Annotated in this window: 16 protein-coding genes; all 16 read right to left on the bottom strand. The window is 39.2% G+C overall.

The window, feature by feature from the left end; all coding sequences use genetic code 11:
• Window position 1: 1 nt before the first annotated feature.
• Window positions 2-1,372 (bottom strand): PTS transporter subunit EIIC, encoded by a 1,371-nt coding sequence (locus tag I588_RS20055; RefSeq protein WP_010759064.1) that lies wholly within the window; start codon window positions 1,370-1,372, stop codon window positions 2-4.
• A 17-nt stretch (window positions 1,373-1,389) separates the two neighbouring features.
• The gene (locus I588_RS20050; RefSeq protein WP_010759065.1) at window positions 1,390-2,328 is read right to left on the bottom strand and encodes a sugar phosphate isomerase/epimerase family protein; all 939 of its coding nucleotides are present in this window, start codon (window positions 2,326-2,328) and stop codon (window positions 1,390-1,392) included.
• Window positions 2,329-3,030: 702 nt separating this feature from the next.
• A complete protein-coding gene (locus tag I588_RS20045; protein WP_010759066.1) occupies window positions 3,031-3,846 on the bottom strand; it encodes a leucine-rich repeat domain-containing protein in 816 nt (271 codons plus the stop codon).
• A 198-nt stretch (window positions 3,847-4,044) separates the two neighbouring features.
• Window positions 4,045-6,717, bottom strand: a complete 2,673-nt coding sequence (locus I588_RS20040; protein WP_010759067.1) for a pectate lyase-like adhesive domain-containing protein — start codon at window positions 6,715-6,717, stop codon at window positions 4,045-4,047.
• Window positions 6,718-6,865: 148 nt separating this feature from the next.
• Window positions 6,866-7,579 carry a helix-turn-helix domain-containing protein gene (locus I588_RS20035; protein ID WP_034694306.1) on the bottom strand — a complete coding sequence of 238 codons (714 nt, stop codon included), beginning with the start codon at window positions 7,577-7,579 and terminating at the stop codon, window positions 6,866-6,868.
• A 5-nt stretch (window positions 7,580-7,584) separates the two neighbouring features.
• Window positions 7,585-8,334, bottom strand: coding sequence for a recombinase family protein (locus I588_RS20030; RefSeq protein WP_010759069.1), 750 nt, complete (start codon window positions 8,332-8,334; stop codon window positions 7,585-7,587).
• Window positions 8,335-8,645: 311 nt separating this feature from the next.
• Window positions 8,646-9,290, bottom strand: a complete 645-nt coding sequence (locus I588_RS20025; RefSeq protein WP_010759070.1) for a TasA family protein — start codon at window positions 9,288-9,290, stop codon at window positions 8,646-8,648.
• Between the two features lie 11 nt (window positions 9,291-9,301).
• Entirely contained in the window at window positions 9,302-10,147 is an 846-nt protein-coding gene (locus tag I588_RS20020; protein ID WP_010759071.1) for a hypothetical protein, read from the bottom strand.
• The gene (locus tag I588_RS20015) at window positions 10,144-10,869 is read right to left on the bottom strand and encodes an LPXTG cell wall anchor domain-containing protein (RefSeq protein ID WP_010759072.1); all 726 of its coding nucleotides are present in this window, start codon (window positions 10,867-10,869) and stop codon (window positions 10,144-10,146) included. Before I588_RS20015 ends, I588_RS20020 begins: the two co-directional genes overlap by 4 nt.
• A gap of 41 nt (window positions 10,870-10,910) precedes the next feature.
• Window positions 10,911-12,227 carry a hypothetical protein gene (locus tag I588_RS20010; protein WP_010759073.1) on the bottom strand — a complete coding sequence of 439 codons (1,317 nt, stop codon included), beginning with the start codon at window positions 12,225-12,227 and terminating at the stop codon, window positions 10,911-10,913.
• A 59-nt stretch (window positions 12,228-12,286) separates the two neighbouring features.
• Window positions 12,287-13,222: a signal peptidase I gene (locus tag I588_RS20005; RefSeq protein ID WP_010759074.1), complete on the bottom strand. Its 936-nt coding sequence runs from the start codon at window positions 13,220-13,222 to the stop codon at window positions 12,287-12,289.
• A 13-nt stretch (window positions 13,223-13,235) separates the two neighbouring features.
• On the bottom strand, window positions 13,236-14,309 hold the full coding sequence (locus tag I588_RS20000; RefSeq protein ID WP_010759075.1) for a glucosaminidase domain-containing protein: 1,074 nt from the start codon (window positions 14,307-14,309) through the stop codon (window positions 13,236-13,238).
• Window positions 14,299-14,613 carry a hypothetical protein gene (locus tag I588_RS19995; RefSeq protein ID WP_010759076.1) on the bottom strand — a complete coding sequence of 105 codons (315 nt, stop codon included), beginning with the start codon at window positions 14,611-14,613 and terminating at the stop codon, window positions 14,299-14,301. The genes I588_RS20000 and I588_RS19995 overlap by 11 nt, the downstream gene beginning before the upstream one ends.
• A gap of 2 nt (window positions 14,614-14,615) precedes the next feature.
• The gene (lepB, locus tag I588_RS19990) at window positions 14,616-15,071 is read right to left on the bottom strand and encodes a signal peptidase I (RefSeq protein ID WP_010759077.1); all 456 of its coding nucleotides are present in this window, start codon (window positions 15,069-15,071) and stop codon (window positions 14,616-14,618) included.
• A 54-nt stretch (window positions 15,072-15,125) separates the two neighbouring features.
• Window positions 15,126-16,271 (bottom strand): hypothetical protein, encoded by a 1,146-nt coding sequence (locus tag I588_RS19985; protein WP_010759078.1) that lies wholly within the window; start codon window positions 16,269-16,271, stop codon window positions 15,126-15,128.
• A gap of 21 nt (window positions 16,272-16,292) precedes the next feature.
• Window positions 16,293-17,201, bottom strand: a complete 909-nt coding sequence (locus tag I588_RS19980; protein WP_010759079.1) for a hypothetical protein — start codon at window positions 17,199-17,201, stop codon at window positions 16,293-16,295.
• Between the last annotated feature and the right edge of the window lie 525 nt (window positions 17,202-17,726).

The following is a 17,726-nucleotide window of genomic DNA, read 5'->3' as shown; positions in this document are numbered from 1 at the left end:
TCTATGCTAATTTTTCATCCTTATTGGTAAAGATGAAGGCCAATACTGCGGATACTACCATGGAAATCAACAGACCAATCATCGCTTGGATAAAGTTTGAGGATTTTTCTCCTACAAAGGCAGGAAATGTTGTCACACTACCAAAAACAAAGGCGTTCGTTACAACCTTCATCAAGCCCAGGTAAGCTCCGCCAACTGCACCGCCAATAATTTGAGCTAAGAATAATTTCTTGTTTTTTACTAATAATCCAAACAGTGTTGCTTCAATAATTGCAGACAAAGCAATTGTTACTAAACCAGTCAATGCAAAACTACGCAATCTTTTATCCTTGGCTTTAAAGTAAACACCGATTGTCGTACCAATTACTGCAAAGTTACAAGCGAAGGTAAACGGTACAATATAGTCAAAACCATAGGTAGAGACATTGTTGATCATAATAGGATTCACTGCCCAATGGATTCCTAGACTTACCAAGATACTCCAGCCTCCACCAACTAGTACGCCTGTTAGAACACTGCTTCGTTCAATTAACCAGTTCACAACATTAGCCACCGCTTCTCCACTGTAAACACCAACTGGACCAATTACAATCACAGTTAAAGGAACCATCACAGCTAATGAAACCAACGGAATTACTACCAGCTTCAATGTCTCTGGAACTTTTGCATCTAAGAATTTATACAGATAAGAAAAGGCCCAGATCGAAAGAATAATGGGTACCACTGTTGAGTTATAGTTCATTAAGACGACTGGAATACCAAAGAATTCCGTCGTTGCACCATTTCCAGCATTTCCCATTAACCCAATAAAATCCGGATTAATCAAAGCAGCCCCAATCAGCGCAGAAATATATGGACTAGCACCAAAACGTCGCGCTGAAGTAAACGCTAGCAATACTGGCAAGAAGTAAAAAACACTCATTGATGCAACAAATATAATAGAATAAGTTCCACTGTCTTCACTAATCAAACCTAGCTGAACACATAAGATTAATAATCCTCGTAAAATACCTGAACCAGCTAACGCTGGTAAAATTGGAGCGAAAATTGCTGAGACAGCTGAAAAGATATTACTAATGATACTTCCGGATGCTTCTTTAGTATCGGTACGCTCAACATTTCCTTCACCCTTAACTAACGGCTCAAATTCATCGTACAGCTTGCCAACTTCCGTTCCGATTAATAGCTGGTATTGTCCAGCTTTATTAATTACGTTGATCACACCGTCGATATTCTCGACGGCCTGATCATCAGCCTTTGAAGTGTCCTTCAAGGTTAAGCGTAACCGGGTTGCACAGTGGGTCATGTTGGCAACATTTTCAGGACCACCAATATTTTCTAGTATGCTTTTCGCCATTGCTTTATAATCCATTTTTTCCACCCCTTATTTTATTTTACTGAAGCTGAGAAAAATGACGCCATTAACTCACTAGCTGCAACTGCATCGTTTTGATCAATAATTGATTGAATGTGATCCAATCCTACAGTGTCAATCAGTTGATCAAACAAGTGAATCATCTTCATGTTCTGCTCACATTCCTTTGAAGCATGTTCGATGATTGGGAACGTATCAAAATAGATAACTCCATCAAAATTGTGTTTTTTCACATAATATAGAAACTCTAACGTTTTGAAAGGAGTCGCTGATCCAATCATTAGACCGTCATCATTTAAGCCGTACCCATCATTCAGATGAACTCCATAAAGCTTGCCTTGCCCACCAAAAATATCTGCCGCAAATGCAGGATTCTCATGCTTCATCAACATATGGCAATAATCAAGCGTCACACCAACATTCTTACGATCAATTTCATTAAGCATCATTCCCGTCACACCCATGCTATCGATGAAAGCATACGCTCTTGGTTGAAACGGCTTGTATTCAATACTAATTTGCAAATCAGGAGCATAGTCGGCAATTTCAATAAAAGCATTACGAATTTGATTCCAAACTTTTTGATAATTGATTTGGAAGCTGTAATCAAACCCATCAAATCCCAACCAAATGGTAACGACCCTTCCTCCAGCTTCACGACAATAATCTGCCGCTTCTTTGCACAATTCCAATGCATGTCCTGCGACTTCAGCATCTGCATTTCCCAACTCACCATTGATAAATTCATTTCTAAATCTTAGTGCTACTCCATTAAGCTTCAATTGATTGTCTTCAAGTAAGCTCTTCATAGCCTGAGCATTCAACCCTTCAACATGCTCCGGATAATTCAAGTCGACATAGCCAAGCCCTAGTTCGTTGAATGATTTGAAGACCTTCTCTAAGTCATGCTCATATATTGGTAAAAATGAGTTGATTCTTGTTGCTAATTTCATTTGTTTTTCCTCCTGTCTTTTCTTTACATGTAGAGCATACCACAAACCACAACCACTTACAATCATATATTTCCATTTTTATTCATATTATTTCAATTTTTTCCAAGAGGGAGACCACCGTAAAGTGTATACACAGAACAAAGAGCTTCAAGTTGAAATAGCTACTATAGCGAAATTCAGCTTATTTTGTTGATGCCATTTTTTGATTAAACTCGAAAAAAATTGAAAATTCTATTTTTAGAAAGGGGCATGATTGATTGCGATTAAGGAAGAAAAAAAATAAGGATAGCGGAATATGGAGGCGTGTAATTAAGTAGAGACTAGCGATTTATCGTCAGTAGTCAATTTAAAAACCCTCAAATTATTCGATAAATTTGAGGGTGATGATTCAGTAAGTAATGAGTGGAAGGTCATTTTCCTCTTTAGGAGTAAATGTACCTCTTATTGGTGTATTACTTAAAAAGCGGTAGAAATCGTATATAATCAACGTTTTCTACCGCTTAATAAAATATGTTTAATGCTTGAATGAATCGTTTTAATCTCATCAATTAGAAATTCAGTAAGTAATCGACTTTTTTTATAATGATTCTAGAAGTTTCTCAAGAGGTCTGCATAGTATAAAGCAGATATTTTCCCGATTGGTCCTAATGGAATCAGAATATACTTTATTCTTATCTAGCTTTTTTTAATCACTACAAGAAATTAATACCAGAAAATTGGGATTTTGACTATAAAATCAGCATTAATTGATTTTTCGGTATATCCATGAAATTGCAAAAATAGTTCATTCATATCTGTTGGAATGTTCGTAATGCTGACTTTTCTTCCATCAGTTTCTACATGTACATCAGGAAACTCATTTCCCTTTTCATCTTTACATTCAATCGTTTTAACAGCATTATCAAATTGAGTAGAATACTTAACAGGTTGCTCCATAACACAGGAACGATCGGCTGAATTGACTGCTATAGAATCAATTGATACTGGATAAGCTTGATTTACCACCAAATACTCCAAATTTTTTAACCCCGAAAGTGGAGTGATATCTAATACTGGAAAGTTACTCAGGTGAAGGGATTTCAACTCATTCAGATTCTTCATATACGAAATATCTTGCTCAGGTTCCTCCTTCGTTAAAAAACTGTAACACATAATACTCTCTAATTGGGTCAATTCCCCTATTGGTCGTAGATCCGTTATAGTACGTTTTGTTTCTGAATAATCATCATTCGTAATTGTTAACAATTTTGTATTTTTAGCATATTGTAACCCCTCTATAGAAGTTACATCCATGAAGCTAACTTCTTGAATCTCTTCCAATTGTCTTACTGTAGGTAATTCATCCTCAATTGTTTCACCAGTTTCCTTTGAAGCCTCCCAAACCATTACCTCTCTAAGCTGATCATCAAAAATATAAACCTTCTTCTCATTAGCAACTGATAGCTTAACTCCTAAAACACTGCATCCTATTAATACAACAACCAACAAAGCAACCTTAGAAAACCCTTTCATTTTCATCTTTCATTCCTCCTAAATAAATTATTTTATATGTTAAAGAAAACTAAACCGACTTTACTCTTAACCAGAAAAAAGACGATTTAGTTTCTTGGACATATTAAAACAACTAGAACAACATATACCCTATTTGAATAGGGGCATATGTTGACTTACTTAACGCAATTTCTATCCAAATTGCTAAGTGAATAAAGAATTAGACTAAGGAATTTTAATTTTCCCAATATCATTTAGCTTATAGTCCCAACTATAAGGTTTTATATCTGTTTGATTCGGCTGAATGTATAGCGTTACCCATTTTTCATAAACTCCATCGTTAAAATCATACTCATAATAACCTGGTTGAATAGTATGAGTATTGATTGACGGCTTCTCCTCCGTGTCAGTAACTATATATCCATAGTTTTGATAATAAGCTGGAATGATCGGTTTTAGTTTAAGCAAGCTATAGTTATCAGCATCAACAAGCTCAAAAACCATTGATTTGAACTCCACTTGATCATTGTCTGCTGCATCGGTTAATTCATAGCCACTAGCAAAATGAGCATTGTACTTAATCGTATCTGTGTTTTCGATGGTCAGGTATCCCTCAGTTGGTATAGTTAGTACTTCCTTATCAGCAGCTGACCCAACAACCATTTGACGAATATGCAGCTTAACAGTTGCTTGTTCAACAATATAAGTAGTTGCAGCCTTAAACGTAGTATCCTTATAGGTTACATCGGTTTTAGGGTTACGGTTGCCTGAAGCTATATGAGTAGACTCCAAGCCTGTGCTGTCAAAATCAGCTGGGTAGTCGGCTGCATTGTCTTCTAAATAGATCTGAACCTTCGTATCCTTCTCGAAAGTTGATCCTAGCTGATACGACCATTCTCCGGCAGCATTTGCAGTTCCAGCTTCTGTTAATGAACCATCATTCACTGATAGATAGACCTTTGCATTTGGCTCTACACCAGTAGCACTCAATGATTTATCGGTCGTTGTAATTTTTCCTTTAGTTAGATTTATTGGTGTTGGTGGGGTTACGTCAATAACAGTTGTTTTACCAATGTCACCAACCCAGCTAACCCCTCGTGTAGCAGTTCCTTCCATGTCAAGAGTTGCTTTCTGAAACTCAGTATCCGTATATTTAGCATAGCCATCACTTTCAATAGCTAGAGGAGAATGTGTATTCCCATACGTATCCTTGAAAGAAACTACTGCTTGTCCGGTTGATGCCCAAGCATCTATCATAATCGGCATCCCATTATTATCAAACTCTCCAGTAGGAATTAGACCCAAACTGACTCTTGCTTGATAACTTTTTTCAGCATCTGTTAGATGATCCCAGATTACTTCTGGAGGGATGTTCAATCCATTAATTCTACGGAACCCATTACTTGTAAAATTATTTTGCAAATCCTCATTGTCAGAGGTTATTGTCGGACCATCAGCTGTAAGATATCCGACTTTTTCATAAACTAAATTTGATGCCTCCGTCAAATTATCGTTTTTCCAGAGGTTGATATCACTATCCTTAATTGTAAATGTGTTTCCTGCCTTAATATCTAGAAAAGACCTGCTTGAAACTGTAGCTTCTCTAGAATTTCGAATTTCAAACAATTTTGGAGAATCTAATTCAAATAGAGCACCGCTACCAGTCATTGAAACAATACCGGCATTGGTATTACCATAAATAAAGACTTCAGAATTCTTTGCAGTTTTGAATTGCATATCAGACGTAATATCATTATTAGAATAGTCTAGTTTGACTACAGAACCTGTACCTCTAGACAACAAATTTACGTGCGAGTTTTCTTTAGCTATGAATTGTTTAGTGGTATAACGGTTTTTACCACCAGCTGGGGTATTATCAAAATTTGAAATTGCTCTACCTTTCATATTTACATTAAAGAATGATTCTTCACCTACAGTAATTGTTGAATAATGAGCATAAATTGCTGGATAGTTAGCTCCATCTGTAGTATTTCTTAAATAAACAAATGCATTTTTCCCTATAGTAAATTCACCACTTATTCCAGTTGCCCCGTCAAGTTGTCTTGTAGTGAACCACACAACAGAATAATTCTCTCCACAATTAGTTCCTTTCCAAACCGTATTATCCTCAACAACTATACTACCCGTATAAAAGTTTTCTGAACCTGTAACCAATATATTATAACCATACATAGTCACTTCAGACTGATTAATCCGGGCCCAACGTCCCACAAAAGTGGAATAATCTTTGTTTTCTCCCTCGTATTTGGAGGCATCATAATCTGTAAAAACATTTCCAAATCTAAAATACCAATTTTTAGAAACGTCTCCATCACCATGGATACCACCATCCCCTCTAATAAGGGCTTTTCGATTAGCAGCTTCTGATCCACCGGTCCCAGAGTATTCATTTGATTGGGCTGCGGTCAAATCATGCATGTGGAAAACTGACTGAGTTCCACTTGCTGGCTCAGCAATAGAAAGGTTTCTGTGATAAAGTAAAAGTTTGAACCCGCCTCCATCAATCTCTATGGAGCTTTGCCGATTACCAATGCTGTTTCCGGAAGTAGTTATCGGTGAACTAATATCATTTAACATAATGATCTTCGTAACATCTTCATCCTCATAAGCTTCTACAAATCCATATCCCCACTGGTTGGCACTGGATGTGGTTGAACTGTACGTATCAACAGTTACCACCTTTCCACTCAATGGGTCAAAGCCGTGCTTGGCATTGTATGCATCATTTGCTGCTAGATAGGAATCTTCAAATAGTTTTTTGTGCTCTTCAAAGGTCATATCACCAGAAATGTTATTAGACATTGCCTTAACATTTTGAGGTTGTTCTGCAGGCTTTGCGCCGAATAAGAAGAGGGTACCTGCTACTGTTATTGCCAAGATAAGTGCTCCTATTTTATACCTGAATTTCATTTTCATTTTTTAGATCATCCCTTTCAATCCTACTTTACCGTGCAAAAAAACAGTGGAGAGTTCCTCATTTGTTACTCTTATTGGCACTTAAACATTGTTGAAATAATTAGTCCTATTACGTATGCTGAATCCAAAATTCGGAAAATTCACTGCTCAATTTATAGCCTCTTCCCCACAGGGTAACAATAGTTTCACCGGTAATACCGCCTTCTTCCAGCTTTCGTTTCAGCTTGTTAATTAGGCAGGAGAGTTGACTCATATTTGAAGAGGTTCCGCCGTCTGACCATAATCGTTCACACAATTCAGTTCGTGAAAGAACAGTCCCCTTTGAATAGGCATTTAACAGGTTGTCAAACAGCCTTTTCTCTGTCTTAGATAATCTGCTGATTAGTGGTCTTAGTCCTTCTTTTTCAATGCTCTCAAAAACGGCCATCTTATTTGTGTCTTGTTGTTTGTTACGGATTTCCTTTTGAAGACCATGTAATTTTTCTCGAATTTCTTCAAAGGAGGCATTCTTTTCGAGACTGCCAGACATTCCTTGCTCTTCTAAACGAACCATTTCTTCTTCATCCATTGCCCTTTCTACCATCCGCACTAGGAAGACTGGTTGATCCTTTAATTGGTTCAGGACATGGTCAACCTCATCGTTACAAAGGGTTTCACTTAAAAATACCCAATGAAAATAGGAGAAGAATGAAGACGAGGTATACTTTTGTAAATGGTAAAGCAAATCACTTGAACATAAGGTTTCATAGTTTAATCGTCTTAGCTTTTCAATTAGTCCTTCTTCGGATACTGTACTTTTTGTCAAAATCAATGCATGCTGCATAAACATCACCTTTTCTTATTTTCTTCTGCGAAATTTTTTCTTTTTGCTGCTGGTTCTTCGGCTTCGGTATCCAGCAGTACATTCCAAATAATAATCAGTGTCACCACGATACAGATGACTACTTGAATCCATAATTGATCAAAATAGGCTTCTGCCAATTTGATACTAAAGATTGCTAGTAAAAAGCATAGTACCAGAACTATTGCTAATTGAATCTGCTTTACGTTTTGCTGGATCCGATAAACAGTCTCCAACGGTACTCGCTTTTGACGTGCAACCTGACGAATCGTTTGTTTTTCAACTAATAGCCAGATAATTTCACGGTATAGTTTTCGTGCTTCAGGTTCTTTACTGAATAAAGAGTAGGCAGCCTTGCTGCGCTCTCTTTCTTTCCCCAACTTAAATAAGGTAGGGTGCAACAAGCGATCGTTATGTATAGACCAGCGGAATAGTTGACGCCATTCCTCTATTGTTAACCTTGGGAGAGTTAACACATCTAACGTCATTTCCAACGCTTCTAATTGATCTAGGCAGGCTAAGATTTGTCGATAATCTCGTGAGATGACTTCCCAAGAGGTAATCACTAAATGGTCGCCAGCTTGGGCAAATTTTAAGAGTGCCTGAAACTCGCTAGTAGGAGCATCGAGTGCCTCAACCTCCTGATTTCCATCAGAAAAGAGTTCTTCTACTGGATAATCCTCTAACAGATCTAGCTGTTGATTAAATTGATAGCCTCGTGCATAGCCAAGATTCATGATTCCTTGCCCCTTTTATTTCAAATTTTCCTTTTTTCCTTTGTTAAGTGTGATGCTGCCTTTTTAGCTGGTCGTCTCGGTTCTTTCGGACGGGATAATCGTCTAAGTCTCAGCTGTATTTCCTTTTGACTTTTTAGCAAAGACATTATCAAATAGCTGTGAACAACCAACGCCAGTCCTAACACCAGTAACAATAAATAAATCACTGATCTTCGCGCCTCTTTCTCTTCTTACTCTTCCGATTATCTATTCACCTGCGATGATTTTTTTAAAAAAGGGATACAGAATAAGTCCTGTGTCCCTTTTCATCATTACTTTTCTACAAGATCCTTCAAATTGTCATCAATTGCCTTCAGTGTTGGATCCGTTGGAACGGCTCCTTGCCACCATGCCTCCCGATACACATTGTCTGCACAGTTCACTGCTTCTACTTTAATTGGAATCGTGAGAGCAGACTGATGATAATTGGGACTCAGGTTAGGATCGAGCTTAATAGAATGAAACAACGGCTCAGTATTTTTTAACGGTTCAACTGCTTCTTTTATATAGTAGTAATAACCATCCCCACCATATTTCCAGTCAGTCGTATTCAATTGTTCAACGATCAACTCTGTTCCGACCGTAATTGGCAAAGCTTGTTTACTATTTGGATCATCTGCAACATCCGCCTGTGCTTCCGGCAATACCATTACCCGAATAAATTGTTTGATGGTTCCATTATTTTTAACGGTTACTTCCTTTGTACGGCTTTGATCTGGATGAATTTCAGTAATTGTCTCGTCGAAATCTTCGTCAAGCTTCGTTTCAACTTGACCAATTTGAAAATCGGCTTCTCGACAATCCTTTGCTGTCATTGCCGCATAAACAAAGTAGCTGCCACCAATCAACAGGAGGACGAGAATAATTGAAACAAATAAATAACTCAGCTTTCGAGTTAATGGTTTTTTCCGTTTCATCGTGTTCCTCCTTATTTATATAGCTGGTCTTGGTACATACCATAAGCAAAATCAGTGGGTTGAATGCCCCAATCAGTCATTAATTCATTGGTAATATCATGGGCATCCATCGCGGGAACCAATTTATAAAACGCGCCTTTATATTGGTTTAAGTAAGTCGGATCTAACGTCACGCTGTTCATTAAATTGGTCGAACTATCGCCTGGCTTGAGCACTTCTGAATAATAAAAGAAGCCATTCTCGTAATACCAGTACGCAGAGTCCGTGCCAGATGGTTGATTCGTATGATCAAAAACCTTTCCATTGGTAAAGTTTAATTGAATGGCGGGCATCGGTTCTGGCCGAGTACCTTGATATACATAAGGTAATTCCTTTAGTACGTGGTTGGCTTTATAATGCTTATCCGCACTTATTTCGTACGTCTTGCCAACAATCCATGTACTAGTGTCTCCCAATTGAATAGCTGGAAGAACCGGAGTACCATAAGCAGTTAGATTACCATTTCCATTGCCGCTGCCATGATTGTCTTCTACCTCTGTCTCAAAGCTGACAAATGATTCGGTTAGTGATAAACGAACAATAGCTGGAACTTCTCCGTTATTTGTTACACGGATTTCTTTTGCTTCTTTCGTTCCAGGGGAAAAATGCTGGACCATCTCGAGATTTCCATCAATTTTTGCTGAGAGCTGTCTTTTGTTAGCTTCGGTGCGATTCACCCGTTCATCATTGGAAGTAATCCAGGCGTAGGTGCTGCCTGTCACCAAAAGTAAACTCAACAAAAGAGAAAAGAAGGCGAAAGAGCTTTTACTTTTGTAAAAAACTCGAAGTAAATGACGAAGCTTTTCACGTTGACTCATTCCTTCTCCTCCTCTCGTCGTTTTTTCCATAAAAATAGGGCAATCAATATGAGTAATAACCCAGAAAGAAATTTGTAGACAATGTGTTCACCCGTTTGGGGCAATCGCTTACCATTCGGCTGAACAGTAGGTTTTGTTTTCGGTAAAACGGGTCGGTCACTAGAAGGTTTCGGCTCTTCAGATACTGAGGGTTCAGTTGGCTGGTCCTTTGTTCCTACAAATGTCCAGTAGAATTTCAAGGTACTGGCTTCCCGTAAATTTTCATTAGTTAATTGGGGATCTACCGCAAACTCAGCAGTCAACAGCTTATCCGTACCATATTTGCAGACACCTAGTTCTAATGGGACCTTGCTCCAATCTTGCCCAGCTTCACCTAATAATGGACCCTGGTAGAGTTGTTCACCATCTAAGGTTAAGGTCACCGTAATGTGATTTTTCCAATCTACTGATCCGTTTGACTCAATTTCTTCAACCAGCATGCCTAAAGAAAAGGGTTCTTCTAAATCTAAACTACGAATAGTTATTTCTTTTTTGTACACATCTCCGGGGAGAATATCTACTAAATCTACGTAATAGTCTCCCTCAGAGGTTGCATACATACCATCAGAATCCCCGATCACCATGCCGGGAGGAAGTGCTTTTTCCGCGTGTACGGTATACGTACCGCAAAAGAAAAAACAGAAACACAGGATGCTGCTCAATGCTATTGTAAGCTTTCTCAACCTCTGTCACTTCTCCCTTCATTTCATGGTGTAATCATTAATTAGATGCCGGCTTTAAGTTTGTTCACAATTAGTAAAGTATCACCAGTTGGTGCTGAACCATCACCTAATTGCCAACCTGCTTTGTCAGTTAACGCTTCGTCACTGGCTTGAATAGCTTCCATTTTTACAATTAAGTCATAAGAAGCATTTGTATATTCAGTACCCATTGAACTTTCAAAGACTAATTTTTCTAAAATGTTATTGGTTGTTTCGCCAGATTTAACTGGAACAGTGTAGTAGAACCAACCATCGTCTTTGTTGTAAACCCATTTGTTGTTTTCTAAAGCAGCTGTATCTGTCATGTCAGCACTATATCCGATACGGATATGGTTTTGGCCTAAGCCGTTTAAGTCTGCTTGAACGCCTTTGTTGCCTGCTGCAGTTGGAATTTGATCTTCTACTGCTGCTGGAGTTACTCCTGGAAGGGCATTTTCATCAGCATAACCTAATCCACTATAAGTGTAGTCATAGTCAACACTGTAACGAACGCCGTCTGTACCAAGTAAAGAACGGCCAGTTGTTGCGCCGTCTTCATCAGCTAGAGAAGATTTTGCCCAGTTGACTGCAGTGTTTGTATAACCATTTTCGTAGTAACCATATTTCACATTACTTACTGTGAAGCTCCAGTCTGAAGCAGCAAGACTACCATTTTCATTGTTAACGGCAATGTCAAATTGCATTGCTTGGTATTTGTTTTTGCTTGCATCATAGTCAGCATCCCCAGGATTTTTTCCATCATTGACAGGATCGGTGTAGTATTCATGCATTAATTTAGCTTCATAGCTGACTTTTTCTTTACCAGTAACTGAATCAACTGTTTTTCCACCTTTAACCAACAGTTTCACGTTATCATCAGCAGGAGTTGCTAAACCAGTAATTTGAGCGGCAGGTACTACAACAAAGCCGTCTTTGTAAGTTTGTTCCCCATTGAAGTTAATCGGCATATGCTTGTTCAATCCAGGATCATTCTCAACATAGCTGTATTTAACGCCAGCTACTGAACTTGGATCGTACTTTTCAGCACCCAATTTGTCCAAATGTTTCAATACTTCTTCGTAAGATACGCGAACAAATACGCTCGCTGTACCTGTGTTAGATACGGCAACTTCTTTAGTAGCTTCGGTTCCTGGTACTAATGGTTTTGGTTCCCATGTTTCCTTCACCGTTACACTGTTGTCGTTTACTGCTGCGGATTCTGCCCGGTTAATCCGTTGATCCTGTGCAGTAATCCAAGCAAACGTCCCTGAGATAGCTGCAATTAATGCTAGAGCTGCTGCAGCTGCCATCAGCTTTTTCTTTTTGTTACTCTTCTTCATTCCTTTTTTCCTCCTATACTTCTTTTTCTTTTTATATAAATGCCTGTATAAACAAGCAGTTATACCCCTCTTGGATATTTCTTTTGTTTCATGGGTCTTCTAGCCGGTTCTGGCTGTAGAAAATAGGCTTTTAGAACCAGGAAGAATCCGAAAGTTGATAAGACACAGACAATACATAGCCATAGATTTTCCTGGACAAAGTTTAGAACACTACCCATTCTTGGAATTACAAAGGCCACCTTGCCATACACTTTGTCAGCAGGGATTGGTGGATCCTTACTGTTGTTGGCATCCCCTTTAGTGACAATGTAATCTCCTTCTTGGCCGTTCAATTCGGTTAAACGCTCCACCATTCTATGGGTTAGGTAACGATCTCCGTCTCCAACTTGGAAGGTGACGATATCGCCTTCTTTCACCTTACTGCCATCAGTCATTTTCACTAATACGATATCTCCTGCATAGAAGCCTCGTGAAGGTGAATCCGGCTGCGGAGCCATTGAATTAGTCAAGACCTGATAGAAGCGATAGCCAAAAATGGCAGCATCCGACTTCTCACTAAAGGCAAACATTAAGGAGCTCAGCAAAATACCAATCGTTAAGGTGTAAAAGAACAAGTTATACACGAACAAGAAAATCTTTCGATTCGTGGATTTCTTTGCCTCCTGCAAAGGAGGTACACCTTGTTGAGCTGGCCTAGGTCGTTGCGGTCGTGGTCTAGGTGGTGACAGACGCTCCTGCCCGTATTCATATCTATTCTGCCTAGGATCTCCATAACGTTCTGGACCACCTCGTGGGTATGGAGAAGGACGTCGGTAATCGTTCCTCTCGTGTGCCCGATTTGGCGGCCGTTGAGGTGGATACGATCTCCTGTCATCATAGTCTTCTTCGTAATAGTCCCGCCTTCTTGGTGGATGCCGATTAGAAGGGGGCCGTTCACGATACGGCGGCTCGTCAAAATCATAGTCGCGCTCTCGATATTCTCGTTGTCTCGACATATCTCCCCTTCTTTCACTGAACAATTCGATTCCCTGCCAGCTGTTTAGCTGGTCGCTGCGCAGCTGGTGGAACAACGATCACCGGCTGCTTTGTTTGATTAACATGCAGCTCTTGTTCACTACTGTTGCTGGATTCTTCGATTGTCTTTTTTTCTTCTGAATATTTGTCGCTGTTGCTTGAAGCATCCGCAGGTTGTTCTTGCTCTGCTTCAGCAATTGTCGCTGGGTCTTGATCATAAGTGGTTAAATCATATGCTTCGATTAGAGCAATTAGTTTCTTGTCATACGCAGTATCCGTTGCGTATTTTCCGGTTAAGGATTTAGCCGCCTCCTGATAGGTCGCAGACGCTGACCTCCATGTTCCTTGATAGAAACCTGCATTGCCGGAAAGCCCCTTTTTCAAAAGAGCCGCATAATCCTCCAATGATTCCTTATAGCTAGGATATTGTCGGAAGGCCGATTGAATGGTGTAGAGCTCCCCACTCCCCTTATCTTCTTGGGTATTGAAGGACACTTGCTTACCACGATAACTACCCTTTATTCCAAATAGATTGTGATACGGAGGCCGAGCTAATTGACTGTTGCCTGAGCCGGTTTCTAAAATCGCTTGAGCAATCATGACTGAAGCATATAGATCTTCATTCCAGGCAATGGCCTGAGCATCCTTTCCAATTGTTTGGATAAACTCTTCTGTTGTTTGATTTTTGGTCACTGAAAACTGGTAATTTTCCTCAACCTTTGCTGGGGGAAGAGGTGTTTGAATCGTACTAGGCATTTCAGCTTCTTTCGGCTTTTCTGTAACCGATGCAGCTTCTTCTTTTACAGTAGACTCTGTTGTCAGGTGAGTTGTTTCTTGGGTTTGACTGTTCCGTGTTTCTTCCATAGAAGAAGATTCCGATTCCTTACTTCTTTCCGCTATTGTTTCATTCGTGACAATGGAAGTATCCGTACTTTTTAGTGGCGCCTCCTGAATACTTGAAGCTACCTCATTTGTTTCCGCTGACACCAGCTGTTTGACTTGTGCTTGGGTTCCTACTATGAAAAAACCAGTAATAACTAAACTACTAAGTAATAGCTTACCCTTCATTAGGGTTCCGCCTTTCTTGTGGACGTGGGCGTGGACGTCCCTTTGGTCTTCTAGGTTTGGCCGCTGCCTCTTGAAGCTTTAAAAGAACACTATGATAGTGCAAAGCTGTCATTCGTAAGTAAACAGCCAATATCATTAACAACAAAAGTAAAAATAATTGGCTAACCGTAACGACCTCTTGAAAATCAGTAAAATAGAAGAAGATTCCCAATACAATGACTCCTAAGAGTACAACCAAGGAGAAGAGCCAATAAACCCAGTACCAGAAGGTATACCATTCAATTTTTTCTTGTAATGTCTTCATGTTTATTTGTTCTCCTCATGGATAATTCCTAAAAATTGTTTTTCCGAAACTAAACCAAAACTTCGACTATCCTTTGAGACAGCTCGATTGTCTCCAAGAACGAAGTAATACTTCTCGGGAATTGGTTGAAGGTAATTGTCCTCCCACAAAAATGAATCAGTTTCAGAAGCAAACTGATCATCTGTTTCTTTTCCATTGATAAATAGCTGACCCTTTTCAAAATCAACTCTCTCACCAGGCAATCCGACAACCCGCTTCAGATAAAGTGCTTTTGGATCATTGGGTGGATGAAGCACCACGACATCAAACCGTTTTGGCGCATGGTGAGCTTTCACTTGAACAATCTCTTTTTCCCAAAAGGTCGGGAACATAGACTCGCCATTTACGACGTACTTGGGATAGAACCATTGATAGGAGCGAAAGGCACCTAAAAACAGTAAATAACTGATAATAAACAACCCAAAAAGCTTAGTCGGTAGACCTCCACGAATGGAGTGCTGGTGTGGCTTGCCTCAGCCAACCTCCTGAGCTTTTTTTGCTGATAGATCCTGATGTTCTCTCACAAATTTTTCAAGAATGGAGCTCTCACCCTGCAAAAGATCAAAGTAAGCAGCTTTACTCAACAGGTTGTCATAATCCATTTTCATCAGTTTGACATAGGGTTTTCTGAACCAAGGTCTCGCATGAACTTTCGCACGCGATTCAATTACCTGACATTCATACAAAACAAAATGAATATCTCGGGTGGAAAGATTTGCTTTTATCTGCTTCACCTGATCTCGTTCATATACCAGCTTGTTTCCTGTGACAGTCATCTTCTCGGTTTTATTAATCAGCTCACCATTCAGATTCCACATTTGTTCCAAGAAACGAGCTTTTTGTAGTAAATAGGTATATTCCCGTAGACTAATCGTTAGTCGTTTATCCCAGTCACTTTCCTCTTTGGCATAGCCCTCATCAAAATATTGAATACCGCTGTGCAGCATAGAAAGCTCCAGCTTTTCAATCACCATTTCTAGCTTCTGATTAACTGCCCTCAATCTAGCTTTGCTTTGGCTTTCCTGCCGAACCGATTCTTCTTGAATAAGATTCATAGCCGTTTCGGTCTCTGGTGCTTGTGTTTCGACCTGATCCTCAGCAGCAGCAATCTTGTTTTCATTAGCTGGTTCTTCTATTTGTTGTTCAGAAAGCTCCTTCAGCAGTTGTTCTGCATGCTTCAGTGCATCTGCTTCTGAAAGTGCAAACTGTTGACTCAAGCTATCTTCTAAACGAATGGCAAACGGAAACCCTTTTTCTTGATAGACCAAAGGAATAAAATCCATGCGGTACACTTGTCTCCCATACTTTGGAGATTCCGTTTGGATTCTAGTCCAAGCAAATTGCGGAAAGAACTGATGGATCGCCTGCCAAAAATCTGACCAATTAAACCCCTGTGCTGTTATCAACAGCTCCACATGATAGCTGCTGTCCATAAATTGAAATAATTGTTGAAAATGTCGATTTATTTTTTCCCGCTGTTCGTTGCTCAATGTCCCATAAGGTGCATAAAGATACTCACAGGTTTTTTCGATTTCTTCTAAAATTGGCAGTGAAATTAATTCATCCTGCATTTTAGGAGCAGGAGTAGGATATAGGGCTACTTGACTCTCGATTTGCATCACCAACCTTCACCCCTTCTGCTACTCATCTTCAAGCAATGCATCACTATTCGCTAATAAGCGCACAAAAAATTGTGTCGTCTCTTCCTGCACTGATCTTAGACGTTTGCGATAATTTCTGATTTCTTGCTTCATTACGCGCAGCTCAAGAGACGCATCATGAATTACCTGCTGCGCTTCTTGTTCAGCCTGACTTCTAATCCCTTTTGCCTCAAATTCAGCACGCTCTAAAATGGCACGTTCCTGCTTTTTAGTTTCAATTAGAATTGTTGCCAGCTCTGCTTTCATTTCTTCATTGTCTGTTTGTGCTTTCTGCAACTCTTTAATTTGTAAATGAGCCTGAACCAATTCTTCCGACTGCTCTTTTTGACTACTTTGCACTTGCACCTTCAGTTGTTCATTTTGCTCATCTAATTGTTTCAATTGTTTTTCGAAATGAACGTTTTGTTCCTGAAGCTGTTTTATTTGATTATCTTTTTCGGTTTGCTGCTCCTGCAGCTTTTGTTCGTTATCAGTTAAGCTAGTCGCCATATTAGTCATTTCAGTATGTTTGACTTCTAATTGATGCTTTAGCTGTGATACAGTCTCTTCTAAGCGCTCGACCTCCTGCTTAAGGATAGAATCCTGCTGTACAGATGGTTCTTCTTCCATGTTGTAAGAAGAATCCTTTCGTTCACCGGAATCATAGCGATTTTCATGGCGTTGATCGTAGCGTTCTTCTGAATCAGCGCCTCTACGTTGTCGATACCCTCGTTCGTTTCGATTGTATTCAGTTGCGTAGGCTTCTGCAGGTCGATCATACTCATCGTCACGGTAGGCATCATAGCCGTACTCATCTTCGTACCCTTCGTTGTCATACTCATCGTAATAATAATCATCTTGTTGAGGTTCTTGATAGGTGTCTCTTTTCTGCTTGCTAAATCCGAACATGCAGTTTCCTCCTTAACTCCGCTTATTCACCTTCTTATCTTATAACTAATCTAAAAAAGTATCATTTCCATTTTTTTAGTTGCTCCTCCTAAAATTAAACAATAAAAAAATCTTTTGTTTTTAACCTGTATGATATGAACTTCTTTTAATGAATAGATTTTCTTTCTTTGATTTGTTTATTCCCAACTAACCAAGTAAAAAAGCCTGAAATACGGCCTTTACATACTAAACATCTTGCATCCACCTATTAGAAAAAGAGTGAATATTGATCCGGTTCTGTCGAAACAGTTTTTTTCTGATAATCTAGCGTTATTTTACTTTTATCTTAAAAAAAAAGAGTGATTTTTCATTTTTTTAAACGCCCTAAAAAAAACAAGAGAATAGCAAGTTACTATCTTCGTCATTATTTTTATTAAGGGATATAAAAAGCCACCGCCTCCCTGTGAAATTCAGGAAAGGCGATGACTTAGATTCAAAAGAGAATATACTTGGTGTGTTAGTTTTAGAATAACTGAACTGTTATTG

The sequence above is a fragment of the Enterococcus pallens ATCC BAA-351 genome, assembly GCF_000407485.1.
Lineage (GTDB): Bacteria > Bacillota > Bacilli > Lactobacillales > Enterococcaceae > Enterococcus_A > Enterococcus_A pallens.
Note: the sequence above shows the minus strand (reverse complement) of the source record. Positions and strands in the feature narration are given on the sequence as shown.